This window comes from Acidovorax sp. Leaf191 (assembly GCF_001424425.1).
GTDB lineage: Bacteria > Pseudomonadota > Gammaproteobacteria > Burkholderiales > Burkholderiaceae_C > Acidovorax.
This window is the reverse complement of sequence record NZ_LMPT01000010.1, coordinates 20816-34239: the sequence shown is the minus strand read 5'-3', so window position 1 is coordinate 34239 and position 13424 is coordinate 20816. Positions and strand designations below refer to the sequence as shown.

General features: G+C 67.3%; 11 protein-coding genes. 4 read left to right on the top strand and 7 right to left on the bottom strand.

The features are described 5' to 3' along the window. Positions 1-12 precede the first annotated feature (12 nt). Positions 13-1107, bottom strand: coding sequence for a tartrate dehydrogenase (locus tag ASG27_RS08375; RefSeq protein WP_056414934.1), 1095 nt, complete (start codon positions 1105-1107; stop codon positions 13-15). Positions 1108-1219: 112 nt separating this feature from the next. Here ASG27_RS08375 and ASG27_RS08370 point away from each other — a divergent pair, with 112 nt between their 5' ends. Beyond that, positions 1220-2215: a LysR substrate-binding domain-containing protein gene (locus ASG27_RS08370; RefSeq protein ID WP_056414937.1), complete on the top strand. Its 996-nt coding sequence runs from the start codon at positions 1220-1222 to the stop codon at positions 2213-2215. A gap of 114 nt (positions 2216-2329) precedes the next feature. Here the strand turns inward: ASG27_RS08370 and ASG27_RS08365 are convergent, their stop codons facing one another. Beyond that, complete coding sequence (locus ASG27_RS08365) at positions 2330-2776, bottom strand: GatB/YqeY domain-containing protein (RefSeq protein ID WP_056414940.1); 447 nt, start codon at positions 2774-2776, stop codon at positions 2330-2332. 223 nt (positions 2777-2999) lie between these two features. Continuing rightward, positions 3000-3212, bottom strand: a complete 213-nt coding sequence (gene rpsU, locus ASG27_RS08360) for a 30S ribosomal protein S21 (protein WP_007833691.1) — start codon at positions 3210-3212, stop codon at positions 3000-3002. A 361-nt stretch (positions 3213-3573) separates the two neighbouring features. Between rpsU and ASG27_RS08355 the strand changes: the two genes are divergently transcribed. Next, a complete protein-coding gene (locus tag ASG27_RS08355; protein WP_056414944.1) occupies positions 3574-6840 on the top strand; it encodes an EAL domain-containing protein in 3267 nt (1088 codons plus the stop codon). 121 nt (positions 6841-6961) lie between these two features. On the opposite strand, the gene ASG27_RS08350 is transcribed toward ASG27_RS08355, so the two are convergent. Then, on the bottom strand, positions 6962-8209 hold the full coding sequence (locus ASG27_RS08350) for an NAD(P)/FAD-dependent oxidoreductase (RefSeq protein ID WP_056414948.1): 1248 nt from the start codon (positions 8207-8209) through the stop codon (positions 6962-6964). A gap of 97 nt (positions 8210-8306) precedes the next feature. Between ASG27_RS08350 and ASG27_RS08345 the strand changes: the two genes are divergently transcribed. Further along, positions 8307-8792 carry a DUF4124 domain-containing protein gene (locus tag ASG27_RS08345; RefSeq protein WP_056414951.1) on the top strand — a complete coding sequence of 162 codons (486 nt, stop codon included), beginning with the start codon at positions 8307-8309 and terminating at the stop codon, positions 8790-8792. Positions 8793-8826: 34 nt separating this feature from the next. Here ASG27_RS08345 and ASG27_RS08340 read toward each other — a convergent pair whose 3' ends face one another. Then, complete coding sequence (locus ASG27_RS08340) at positions 8827-9960, bottom strand: sterol desaturase family protein (protein ID WP_056414957.1); 1134 nt, start codon at positions 9958-9960, stop codon at positions 8827-8829. A 194-nt stretch (positions 9961-10154) separates the two neighbouring features. On the opposite strand from ASG27_RS08340, the gene ASG27_RS08335 reads away from it, so the two are divergent. Next, positions 10155-10643, top strand: a complete 489-nt coding sequence (locus ASG27_RS08335; protein WP_056414960.1) for an acyl-CoA thioesterase — start codon at positions 10155-10157, stop codon at positions 10641-10643. A gap of 97 nt (positions 10644-10740) precedes the next feature. Here ASG27_RS08335 and ASG27_RS08330 read toward each other — a convergent pair whose 3' ends face one another. Together ASG27_RS08330 and ASG27_RS08325 are read right to left on the bottom strand one after the other, a co-directional pair. Beyond that, entirely contained in the window at positions 10741-12240 is a 1500-nt protein-coding gene (locus ASG27_RS08330) for a cellulase family glycosylhydrolase (RefSeq protein ID WP_056414964.1), read from the bottom strand. 370 nt (positions 12241-12610) lie between these two features. Next, a complete protein-coding gene (locus tag ASG27_RS08325; RefSeq protein ID WP_056414966.1) occupies positions 12611-13324 on the bottom strand; it encodes a type IV pili methyl-accepting chemotaxis transducer N-terminal domain-containing protein in 714 nt (237 codons plus the stop codon). Between the last annotated feature and the right edge of the window lie 100 nt (positions 13325-13424).

Below are 13424 nucleotides of genomic sequence, written 5' to 3'. Positions count from 1 at the left end.
GTCTGATCGATTTCAGCCCTGCGCAATCAATGCTGCAATGGCCTCGCCGATCTGCGTGGTGTTGGCGCTGCCGCCCAGGTCCGGCGTGCGCGGACCGTTCTTGAGCACTTCTTCGATCGCGCCCACGATGGCATCGTGCGCGGCGCGGCCCGCGCCCTGGCCCTGGGTGAGGAAGTCCAGCATCAGCGCGCCGGACCAGATCATGGCGATGGGGTTGGCGATGTTCTGGCCGTAGATGTCGGGCGCCGAGCCGTGCACGGGCTCGAACAGGCTGGGGAAATTGCGCTCGGGGTTCAGGTTGGCCGAGGGCGCCAGGCCGATGGTGCCGGTGGTGGCGGGGCCCAGGTCGCTCAGGATGTCGCCGAACAGGTTGGTGGCGGCCACCACGTCGAAGCGGCCGGGCTGCAGCACGAAGCGGGCGGTGAGGATGTCGATGTGCTGCTTGTCCAGCTTGACGTCGGGGTAGGCCTTGGCGACGTCGTCGGCGCGCTGGTCCCACCAGGGCATGCTGATGGCGATGCCGTTGCTCTTGGTGGCCAGGGTCACGTGCTTCTTGGCGCGGCTCTGGGCCAGGTCGAACGCGAACTTGAGCAGGCGGTTGGCGCCGTGGCGCGAGTAGACCGACTCCTGGATCACGATCTCGCGGTCGGTGCCCTCGTACATGATGCCGCCGAGCGACGTGTACTCGCCCTCGGTGTTCTCGCGCACCACGTAATAGTCGATGTCGCCAGGCTTGCGGCCGGCCAGGGGGCAGGGCACGCCTTCGAACAGGCGCACGGGGCGCAGGTTGATGTACTGGTCGAACTCGCGGCGGAACTTGAGCAGCGAGCCCCACAGCGACACATGGTCCGGCACGGTGGCGGGCCAGCCGACGGCGCCGAAGAAGATCGCGTCCATGCCCGACAGCTGCGCCTTCCAGTCGTCGGGCATCATTTTTCCGTGGGCGGCGTAGTAGTCGCAGCTGGCCCAGTCGATGGTGGTGGTTTCGAGCTGGATGCCGAAGCGCTGGGCGGCGGCCTGCACCGCGCGCAGGCCTTCGGGCATGACTTCCTTGCCGATGCCGTCGCCAGGGATGACGGCGATCTTGTAGGTGGGGCTGGTGCTCATGCGGGTTCCTTTGGGTCTGGAGAGAGGAAGAAAAAATCAGGGTGTAGCAGGATTGTTCGGCAGGCCACCAAAAAATACAATCCGGCAACTGTGCTCTTATTCTTCACACATCGTGCATAAAAACCCGGCCACCGACGACCTGCGCGTGTTCACCGTGGTCGTGCGCAAAGCCAGCTTTGGCGATGCGGCCACGGAGCTGGGCGTCTCGCCCGCGTACGTGAGCAAGCGCATCCGAATGCTGGAGCAGGAGCTGGCCGTGAAGCTGCTGCACCGCACCACCCGGCGCGTGGCGGTGACTGAGGAGGGGGAGCGCGTCTTCCACTGGGCGCAGCGCATCCTGGACGACATGGACCAGCTGCTGCAGGAGGTGGCCATCACCCGGCGCGAGCCGCGCGGGCAGCTGCGGGTGAGCAGCAGCTTCGGCTTTGGCCGCCAGATCGTGGCGCCTGCGCTGTCGCGCCTGGTGGAGCAGCACCCGGGCCTGCAGGTGCGGCTGGAGGTCTTCGACCGGCTGGTGGATGTGGCGGGCGAGGGGTTTGACCTGGACGTGCGCGTGGGCGACGAGATCGCGCCGCACCTGATCGCCCGCCGCCTGGCCGACAACCACCGGGTGCTGTGCGCCGCCCCCGCGTATCTCGCGCGCCACGGCACGCCGCGCACGCTGGCCGAGCTGCCCAGCCACGACTGCCTGGTGATCAAGGAGCGCGACCACCCCTTCGGTGTGTGGCGGCTGCGCAGCGGCGCGGTGGACGAGACGGTGAAGGTGCGCGGCCCGCTCTCGGCCAACAACGGCGAGATGGTGGTGCAGTGGGCCGTGGATGGGCGCGGCATCGCGCTGCGCTCGCTGTGGGACGTGGGCGTGCACTTGCGGGCCGGGCGGCTGGTGCAGGTGCTGCCCGACTGGTACCAGGAGGCCAATGTGTGGGCCGTGTACCCCACGCGGCTGGACCGCTCGGCCAAGGTGCGGGTGTGTGTGGAGTTTCTGGAGGAGTACTTCCGCACGGGGTGGGGCAAGGTGCGGTCGCAAGGCGGGCAGGTCTTGGACGCACAGGGGGCAGGGTCTGCAGGCGCAGGCCCGGCGGTCGCTCAGCCCTTGATGAAAAAATAGCCGCTACCGCTTGTCCAACAAGCGCCAGCAGCTATTGTTTTGATAGTGGATGGCCTGGGCCACCCGCAGCGCCGTGGCGCTGTGGCTCCATGGCGCTGTGCCACCGCGGGGCGATCAGCCCGCCAGCGCAGCCTTCACGGCGGCAGAGACCTGGCCCATGTCGGCCTTGCCGGCCAGGCGGGTCTTGACCACGCCCATGACCTTGCCCATGTCGCCGGGGCCTGCAGCGCCCAGCTCGGCCACGATGGCCTTGACGGCGGCCAGCGTCTCGTCGGCCGACATGCGCTCGGGCAGGTAGGCCTGCAGCACGGCCATTTCCGACTTTTCCTTGTCGGCCAGGTCCTGGCGGCCCGCGCCTTCAAAGGCGGTGATGGAGTCCTTGCGCTGCTTGATCAGCTTGTCCACGATGGCCACGACCGCCACGTCGTCCAGCTCGATGCGTTCGTCCACTTCCTTTTGCTTCATCGCGGCCTGCAGCAGGCGGATGGTGCCCAGGCGCTCGCTGTCCTTGGCGCGCATGGCGGTCTTCATGTCTTCGGTGATCTTTTCCTTGAGGCTCATGGCGGCATCCTTCTTGGGGTTTCAGGCAGGGACAGGGGACACAGGGTTTGCCAAAAGGCTTTCTGGCTAGGCGTCAACGCCGCAGACAGTAGTCCCGCTACGGCAAGGCGTTGCAACGACGCCAGAAAGCCTTTTGGCAGACCCGAAAAAACAAAAACCCGCGCTTGGCGTCCCTAGCGCGGGTTTGGCGGCTGCCCGGTGAGGGACAAAGCCGAAGTTGTACTTAGTACAGCTTCTTGGGCAGTTGCATGCTGCGAACGCGCTTGTAGTGACGCTTCACGGCGGCTGCCTTCTTGCGCTTGCGCTCGGCGGTGGGCTTTTCGTAGAACTCACGGGCGCGCAGGTCGGTCAGCAGGCCGAGCTTTTCAATGGTGCGCTTGAAGCGGCGCAGTGCGACGTCAAAGGGTTCGTTTTCTTTTACGCGGATCGTAGTCATTAGCTAAATGGTTTCCAAAATGTGCCCACAGAGGGACTCCAGGAGATCGAGCCTGAAGGCCGTGTGTGGCGGGTTCCCCGTCTGTAACTAGTATTTGGCCGACGGGGCATTGCCAGCAAAGCCGGAGATTATAGCCCTTGTCCCGCCGCATTGTGCAAGCGGTCCTTGTGCACCCCTGCTCGCCACCGGGCCGGAAGTCGCCCGCAGCGGCGAGTCGGAAAGCAAAACCCGCACGGAATCGGGTCTGCGCCCGCGCCAAGATCCCGAGTGGCGTGGAAGTTGCTTCATGTTGTAACAGCAACATTCACCGCGAACGGCGGGCCCTCTTGACCGGGGCCCGCTACGCGCAGACACCAAGACCATGGCATTCATGCACCGCGTTTCGGGCTGGCTGGGCCGCCTCAGTGTGGGCCGCAAGCTCATGCTCATCTACCTGCTCGACCTGTCGGCGGTGATCTACGTTTCCAGCATCCTGATCCACGAGAAGTACGTGGCCATCGACTTCACGCGCAAGGAGATCGTGGGCACCACCTACGCGGCGGTCCTGCGCGATGGGCTGATGGGCCAGTTCCTCGCAGCCCCGCAGCAGCAGCCGCCCCTGGTGGCCGACGTGCTCACGCGGCTGGCGGGTGTGCGCCAGGCCTACGACGACCAGTTGCACACGCACGAGGTAGGCGAGCGCTTCAGTTCAGTGCTGCAGCAGCTGGTGCAAAGCCCGCCGCCCGCCACCGACCCCATCGCGCTGACCCGGCTGCGCAGCCAGCTGCTGCGCGAGGGGCGCGAGCTGCTCACCACCGTGGGCAACCAGTCCAACCTGATCCTGGACCCGGACCTGGACAGCTACTACGGCATGTCGCTGGTGGTGCTGCGGTTTCCCGAGTTGCTGCAGGCGGTGCACGACACCGTGGTGTTCCTGCACGCGGCGCCCACGGGGCGCGGGCCGCAGTGGTCGTCCGAGCTGCTCACGCTGGTGGGCCGGCTCGACGCGGTGATGCTGGGCATCGAGTCCGACTACAACCAGGCGTTCATCGCCGGATCGCCTGAGATGCGCACCGCCCTCATGGCGCAGCGCGAGGCATTGAAGGCCTCGCTGGAGAGCTTTCAGGCGCTGCTGCAGGGCATGGCGGCGGGGGAGTCGCGCCTGACGCTGGCCCAGGTGGGCGCGCAGCAGGCGCAGGTGCTGGGCGCGCTGCGCGATGCCTGGGGCGTGGGCATCACCGACCTGGAGCGGCTGCTGAACCGCCGCGTGGACGGGCTCTATGCCCGCATGTGGCTGCACCTGGGCACGGCGCTGGTGCTGCTGGGCTGCATCCTGAGCCTGGTGACGCTGGTGGCCCGGCAGATCGCCAAGCCGCTGCAGCAGCTGGCGCGCGTGGCCGACGAGGTGCGCAAGAGCGGCGACCACACGCTGCGCGCGCACTGGTCGAGCCGCGACGAGATCGGCCGCCTGGTCACCGCGTTCAACGAGATGCTCTCGCAGCTCGACCGCGACCGCGTGCTGCAGCAGGAGCTGGCCGCCAGCGCCCGCGCGGCCGAGGCGCAGCGCGAGCTGGTGGAGGCGTTCCCGATCCCGATGGTCGTCACCTCGGTGCCCGAGCACGAGGTGCTGCATTCGAACGCGCCGGCCGGCCACTGGCTGGGCGGGCGCAAGACCGACCCCTGGGCCGTCGGGCTGGAGCCCGGCGTGCGGGCGCGGTTCTTCCAGCGCCTGGCGGACCAGGGCTCGGTCGATGAGTTCGAGGTGCGCTGGAAGGGCAGCACCGAGCCTTCGTGGGCCGTGCTGTCGGCGCGGCGCCTGCAGTTTCAGGGCCGCGACGCGGTGCTCACGGCGTTCACGCCGATCAACGTGCTCAAGGTCATGGAGCAGCGGCTGGAGCTGTGGGCCAAGGTGTTCGAGGCCTCGTCCGAGGGCATCATCATCATGAACGCCGAGCAGCAGATCATCAGCGTGAACAAGGCGTTCTGCCGCAGCACGCACTACGACTTCTACGAGGTCATCGGCGAGGACCTGGGCTTCTTGCTGGAAGAGGCGAGCGGCGAGCCGCTGTCGGCGCAGATCAGCCGCACCATGCTCGACAAGGAATCCTGGCAGGGCGAGGTGAGGTTTCGCCGCCGCTCCGGCGAGACCTACCCGGCCTGGCTCATGGTGTCGGCCGTGCGCGAGAGCAAGGGCGGGGCCGTGGCCAACCACATCGGCATCGCCATCGACATCACCGACCGCAAGCTCAATGAAGAGCGCATCCAGTTCCTGGCGCACCACGACGTGCTGACCGAGCTGCCCAACCGGTCGCTGTGCGTGCAGCGCCTGCAGCTGGCGCTGGCGCAGGCGCCGATCACCGGCGAGAAGGTGGCCGTGCTGTTCATCGACCTGGACCGCTTCAAGGCCATCAACGACACGCTGGGCCACCACATCGGCGACGGGCTGCTGCGCTCGGTGGCCGGACGCCTCACGCAGGCCGTGCGCAGCCGCGACACCGTGAGCCGCCTGGGCGGCGACGAGTTCGTGGTGGTGATGCGCGACGTGGCCGGGCACGACGACGTGCAGCAGCTGGTGGAGCGGCGGCTGATCCCGCTCATCCGCCAGAGCCACCCGGTGGAGGGGCACGAGCTGAACGTGTCGTGCAGCGTGGGCATCGCCGTGTACCCCGAGGATGGCGGCGACATCGACGAGCTCATGCGCCGCGCCGACGCCGCCATGTACGAGGCCAAGACCACCGGCCGTGACGCGGCGCGCTTCTATTCGGTGGAGACCGACCAGCGCGCCCTGGCGCGCCAGACCATGGAGCAGCACCTGCGCCGCGCGCTGGAGCGCCACGAGCTGAGCCTGCACTACCAGCCGCGCCTGGCGGCCAAGGGCGGGCGCCTGCTGGGGGTGGAAGCGCTGCTGCGCTGGAACAACCCGTCCATCGGCGCCATACCGCCCAGCGAGTTCATCCCCATCGCCGAAGAGACCGGCATGATCCGCGCCATCGGCAGCTGGGTGCTGCAGCAGGCCTGCGAGCAGTGGGCGCGCTGGCAGGCGCTGCCGCGCTCAGCGGGGGATGGCGGCGGTGGCAGTGGTGGCGGTACTGGTGGCGCCCGGCACCCGCTGGCGGACATCTCGGTGTCCGTCAACCTGTCGGCCGCGCAGATGGCCGACCCGCTGCTCGTGCCCGACATCGAGGCGCTGCTGGCCCGCACCGGCATGCCCGCCCACCGGCTGGAGCTGGAGATCACCGAGTCGCAACTGATGGACAACGCCCACGCGGCCGAGCAGCAACTGGCGGCGCTCAAGTCGCTGGGGGTGCAACTGTCCATCGACGATTTCGGCACGGGCTATTCGAGCCTGGCCTACCTCAAGCGCTTTGACATCGACCGCCTGAAGGTCGACAAATCCTTTGTGCGCGACATGCTGAACAACCCCGCCGACATGGCCATCACGCGCGCCATCATCGCGCTGGGCCACACGCTGGGGCTCAAGATCGTGGCCGAGGGCGTGGAAGACCTGGCCACCGCGCAGGTGCTGGGCGTGCTCGACTGCGAGGAGCTGCAGGGCTACCACTTCAGCCGGCCGCTGGCGGTGGCGCAGCTGGAAGACTGGGCGTTGCAGCAGCGGGCGCTGCAAGTGAGGGCGGTTGCGACGGCGTAGCGGCCGAACATGCGCTGCGCAGGCGAGGGACGCCGAGCAAGGGCCGCCCCGCAGCGAGGGCGTCGTCCCCCTGCCCGCAGCGCTCTGGCGCTGCGAGAGCGGGGGGAAGGCCCGCAGGGCCTCAGGGGGGTGTCGCCTTCAACGCCTGTGCGCACGCATGGCCGCTGGCCCAGGCCCATTGGAAGTTGTAGCCGCCCAGCCAGCCGGTCACGTCCACCACCTCGCCGATGAAGTACAGGCCGGGTTGTGCCTTGCACTCCATGGTCTGCTGCGACAACGCCTTGGTGTCCACGCCGCCCAGGGTCACTTCCGCCTTCTTGTAGCCCTCGGTGCCGGTGGGGGTCAGCTCCCAGCGGGCCAACTGCTCGGCCAGCCGCGCCAGGGCCTTGTCGGAGGCCTCGTTCACCGGGCGCTGCCAGTCGGCCTCGCGGCCCGCCCAGGCATCGGCCAGGCGGCTCGGGACCAGCGTGGCCAGTTCGTTGGCGATCAGCTTGCGCGAGCGGGACTTGGCCTGCGCCAGTGCCGCGGGCAGGTCCACGGTGGGCGCGAGGTTGACGGCCAGCGGCGTGCCCTCGCGCCAGTAGCTCGAGATCTGCAGCACCGCCGGCCCCGACAGGCCGCGGTGGGTGAACAGCAGGTCTTCGTGGAAGGCCATGCGGTCCTTCTTGGCGCCGGTACTGATGTCCACCGGCAGCGCCAGGCCCGCCAGCTGCACAAACGGTGCCCAGGCATCGCCGTCGAACGTCAGCGGCACCAGGCCGGGCCGGCGCTCGACGAGGGGCAGGTTGAATTGCTGCGCCATCCGGTAGCCAAAGTCGGTCGCGCCGATCTTGGGGATCGACAGGCCACCGGTCGCGATGACGACCGAGCGTGCCTGCACTGGACCCCGGTCAGTATCAATTTGATAGCTGCCGGCGCTTGTCGGATCAGCGGAAGAGGGCAAAAAGACCAATTTTTTGACACCACACGGCTGCCAGTGCGTCACACCGCCGGCCGCGCATTCGGCCAGCAGCATGGCGATGATGTCCTCGGCCGAGCGGTCGGCAAACAGCTGGCCCTTGTGCTTTTCGTGAAAGGCGATGCCGTGCTTTTGCACCAGCGCGATGAAGTCCGCCGGCGTGTAGCGCGACAGGGCCGAGCGGCAGAACTGCGGGTTCTGGCCGACAAAGTGCTTGTGCGGCGCGGCGGGGTCCAGGTCGCGGTTGGTGAAGTTGCAGCGCCCGCCGCCCGAGATGCGGATCTTCTCCGCCACTTTCTCGGCATGGTCGATGAGCAGAACCTTCAGGCCCCGCTGGCCCGCCTGGCCCGCGCAGAACAGGCCGGCAGCGCCGGCGCCGATGATGATGGCGTCAAAGAATGGGGTGGTCATGGGAGCGGCGGATTGTAGTGGTCGCCATTGGACCACCGGCCGTGTGGCGCTGTAGGATGGCTGTCGGCACGCGCCGCCATTTTTCGAGGACCGATCCATGCACCCCACCATCCGCTACGCCGCCTGCGCCCTGGCCCTGGGCTTTCTGGCCCCGGCCTGGGCCATCAACAAATGCACCGGCGCCGATGGCAAGGTGGCGTTCCAGGATGCTCCGTGCGTGGTTGGGCAGAGCGAGAAGATCGAGGCGCGGCCCGCGATGGAGGGCGCCACGCCCATAGCACCCGCGCAGTCCACCGGGAAAGAAGGCGCATTCGGCCCATCGTGGCAACGCAAGAACTACCTGCAGAACCAGGGAGTGCCACAGGCTCGCGCGGCGGTGGATCGCAACCAGCGGGAATGCGCCGCAGCACCGGCAGAGGCCGTGGCCACTGCGGGGCCGTTGCGCAAGTCCATTGCGTCCGGCAATCAGTTCGCGCAGGAACTGGCGGCAGCGGCGGCCAAGGAAAAGACCGCGTGCGAGGCCCGCACGGAGGAGCTGCGCGAGCAGTTGAGGGCGCTCGAGAAGGAACTCGGCACGCTCTGACCGCGCGTTTTTTAATCGTGCGGCCCGCGTCGCCTCACCCCTTCCAGGTGAACGGAAACTTGAACTGCTTCACGAACCCATTGGGCACATAGTCGCCCAGCACGCCGTACTTCTCGGGCCAGAGCTTGTCGCTTTTCACGGCCGTGCCGAACAGGTAGTCCAGAAACGCGAAGTGCGCCGAATAGTTCTTGTCCAGCGCCTCCTGGTCCTGGCTGTGGTGCCAGTGGTGGAAATTGGGCGTGACCAGCACGTAGCGCAGCGGGCCCAGGCGCACGCTCACGTTGGCGTGGTTGAAGACCGCCTGGAAGCCCACGACGACGATGTACGCGTCGATGACCTCCTTGGAAAACCCCAGCACGTAGATCGGCGCCAGCACCAGCGTGCGCGTGATCAGCAGCTCCAGGATGTGCTGGCGCGAGCCGGCCATCCAGTCCATGCTCTTGACGCTGTGGTGCACGGCATGCAGGCGCCACAGCACCGGCACCTCGTGGTAGGCGCGGTGCGTCCAGTACTGCACGAGGTCGGCCACCAGCACGATCAGGAACAGGGCCACCCAGAAGTTCAGGCCCTGCACCCAGCCGCGGATGCCGTCGCTGGCCGCCCAGCCGAAGAACCTGTGCACGATGAGGTTGGTGGCCAGCAGCACGAAGCCCACGACCATGTGGTTCACGATGAAGTGGTGAAAGTCGGTCTGCCACTCCTCGCGGAAGATGGGCTGGTCCTTGCGCAGCGCGAACAGCTTCTCGATGAAGATGAAGATCAGCGAGCTGCCCAGCAGGTCGAGGATGAACCAGTCCAGGCCGATGTAGGGCGTGTTGTCCGGGAAGTTGGGGTCCACTTCGACCTTGTGGCCGCCCAGGAAGGCGGCCAGGGCCACGATGGCGAAGGCGAAGGTCGAGAGCCAGCGCGAGCGGTTGAACAGGATGTTGACCAGCGAGATGCCGCCTGCAACCGCCATGGCCCCGAGCATGATGTAGCGGATGACCGAGACGTCGTAGCTCTTGCGCAACTGCGGCGTGGTCAGGTATTCGGGGAAGTGGAACGCCAGCACCCCCAGAAAGCACAGGATGGCCAGGGTGAGGGCGATGACCCCCGAGACGAGGCCACGCCCGCGCCGCAGCGCACCGTGGCTTTCGGTGAATTCATTGAGCTTGTCGATGTCGAGCATGTTGCTGTTCCCTCCGGCATCGTGTGCCTGGTATCGGTATGCGCCGCATTCGGGCGGCCTGCGGCGCTTAGGGCCATGGTCTGGGGCGACCGGCCGTTGGCGCCGTGGCATGGGTTGTGCTGCGCCCAAGTTTAGCGGCCGCGGCGTTGCGAGGGCGCGACGCACCCCATCCCACCCCCACCTAAAATTCCAGCATGAACATCCCCTCACACCAACTCAGCATGACCGTGCTGATGTCCCCCGACATGGCCAATTTTTCGGGCAATGTGCACGGCGGGGCCATCTTGAAGCTGCTGGACCAGGTGGCGTATTCGTGCGCCAGCCGCTATTCGGCCTGCTACGTGGTCACGCTGAGCGTGGACCAGGTGATGTTCCTGCAGCCCATCCATGTGGGTGAGCTGGTGACGTTTCTGGCGAGCGTGAACTACACCGGCTCTTCGTCGATGGAGATCGGCATCAAGGTGGTGGCCGAAGACATCCGCACGCAGGTGGTGCGGCATGTGAACAGCTGCTTCTTCACCATGGTGGCGGTGGACGAATCGCGCAAGCCGGTGAAGGTGCCGCCCTTGTCGCCCAGCACGGCGGACGAGAAGCGCCGCTGGGAGGCGGCCCTGCTGCGCAAGGCCTTGCGCAAGGAGTTGGCCGAGCGGTTCACGCAGGTGCGGGAGACGGCGGGCACCTAGCCTGCGGCCCGGGCAAGCGCCGCGCCTTGACAGCGTGGCTTGCCGTGGTCACTGTGGCCAGCCATGAAGCCGTCGGCTGGTGTGAGCAAGCCGCCGTTCAGCGCGCCGCGCAAAATCCGAACTCGGCCGTGGCGCCCGGGGCCAGGGTTTTGTTCCAGGCCACACCCGAAGCGCTCAAGCGGCCTGCGGATTGCGTCCAGGTGGCGTTCCACAGATTGTTGATGGTGCCGCTGATGGGGATGTTGACGGCCCAGTTGCCGGACGCCGAACCCATGTTGATGACTCGGACGCGCTGGCAATAGCCGGCGCTCCAGTCGCTGTCCATGATCTGCACGACCGAGAAATTGGGTGCGGGTGCCGGAGCGGGCGTTGGAGCGGGCGCAGGTGTGGGTGCCGGTGCCGGAGTGGGGGAGGGTGCAGGCGTGGGCGCAGGTGCTGGAGTAGGCGCAGGTGCTGGTGTCGGTGCGGGAGCAGGCGCGGGTGCCACGCTGCCCCACAGCCGTTGCAGCAACTGCACCTTGTCCGCGCGCAGGGTGCCCCAGTCGTCGTTCAGAATGCCGCCGGTGTCGCCGCTGTTGGGGTTCCAAGACCAGTAAAAGCCGCTGCGCATGCCCTTGGCCACGAGGTAGTCCACCAGCGCGTTCTGCCACAGCACGTCGCGTGCATCGCCCCGGCCATACTTGCCGCCGAACTCGCCCAGCATCACCGCATAGCCGGCCTGCGCAAACCGGCCGAAGTGCCGGTCCCAGATGGCCGGCATGTTGGCCGGGAAATCCGCCGCATTGAAATACTGCTGCACATACACGTCGGGGCCGTAGACGTGCGGTGCCAGCAGCAGGCGGTTGGCGGGGATGTTCAGCGGCGTGCATTCCAGCGGCTCCAGGTTGCCGCCCCAGAAGTGGCCCGTGTTGCTGGAGCACACGGGGTTTTCGCCAATACCTTCCACCGCAATCAGCCAGTGCGGCGCCACCTGCAGCACTGCGGCGGAAGCGCGTTCGGCCGCGCGGTTCCAGTCGGTGGCCTGGTTGCCCGTGCCCCAGGTGGCTGCGCCGTGGGGTTCGTTCTTGATGTCGATGCCGATGACGCCGGCCACGCCCCCGTAGCGCTGCGCGAGGAAGGTCAGGTCCGCGATCCACTGCTGCTCGCTGTAGTTCGGCGTGTACCAGAGCTCGCTGATGGACTGGCAATCCGGCGTGTGGTGGTCCAGCAGCACATACATGCCCCGGCGGCTGAGCTCCTGCACGATGGTGTCCATCACCTGGATGGCCGACAGGCCCTGCAGGTCGGCGTTGCGGCTGTAGTCGATGCTGTTGGGGGCATTGCCGCGCAGCGTGGCGGGGCAAAACGGCAGCCGCACGGCGTTGAATCCGCTTTGCTGCATCTGGGTGATCATGTCCTTCCAGTTGCGGGCCCACAGGCCGTGCACCACGTTCGTCTGGGTTTCGAAGCCGAACCAGTTGACGCCGCGCAGCTGCACCGCATTTCCGGCGCTGTCGGTGACCTTGCCGGCGTTGATGGAGTAGCTCCAGGCGCCGCTGCAGGTGGCGAGCAGACAGCCGGCGAGCGCCAGGCGTTGGCAAAGTGTGGTGAGCTGCATGGAATCCTCTCTGGCTGGGTGTTGGGTGCCGTGCGTCTCCGGATCAGGGAGTCCAGCGGGTGGCCGGGCAGGCAATTTCTACGGAAATCATAGGTCCGCAGAGCACGCAAATGCCGAGGTATCGGGCCCGCCTTGTAAGCGCCTGTTAGGGACGCGTCTGGGTGTTGGCCGCGTCCCACAGACGCTATGTCGATCACGATGCAACGGCACCGAGCCAAGGGCGAGGGTTCGCCATGCAGCGGTGTTCAGCGCCGCACCACACCACACCACACCACGCAACGCAACGCAACGCAACGCAACGCCGTCCGACGTTTTGCGTGTCGACGAGCCAGCGGACCACGCTGCGGCGAGTGGCCAGAGCGAGCCCCGGTCAGGCGGCGCTGCGGCTGCGCCCCGCCAGCGACACGGCCTGGAGCGAAAGGCCGTCGATTTCGTTGGTGATGCCCGACAGCACATTGGCGACCACCGCAAACTCCCGCCCATGCTGGCCCGCGCGGGCGGCCATCACCTGGGCGTTGAAGCTCACCACCTTGGCCTCCCGCGCCACCGTCTGGATGGAGGCCACGATGCCGGCCAGCTCTTTCATGAGGACCTCGGCCTTGGCCTTGCCCACCTGGTCGAACACCGTGGTGGCGGTGTTCAGCGCTTCGAGTGCGGCATCGGTGTTTTCCACCAGCCGGGCCAGTGCGTCCTCCACGCGGGGGCTGCGCGCTTCGGTCAGGTCCAGCGCGGTGCCGACCTGGCGGGCAAAGGCATCGATGGTGGCGCCGACGCCGCCAGGAGCACCGTAGACCTTGCGCACACGCTCAGCATCTGCCCCGTCCAGGTGCCGCGGCGTGTCGACCAGGCGGGCCTGGCTGGCGGTGAACAGGGTCAGCGTGGTGCGCGCCGCCTTCAAGTGCAGCTCGCTGCCACCGGCGGCCAGCACGGTCTGCAGCACCATGCGCTGCGACAGCATGCGCTGGCGTGCGGCCAGGTTGACCAGCGACATGTCGGTGTCGCGCGAGGCGGCGGGCGACGGTGCCGGCAGGGTGGAGGGCGATGCAGGCATGCCGGTGCGAGAGGGGACGGGGTAGGCTGCCATGGTGGTCCTTGTGCTTGTTGCATTCAGATACCCGCAACAAGCAATAGCCGGGCCAGTGTTCATTCGACGGGCCAGCGTGCAGCGGGGTCGCAACGGCCAT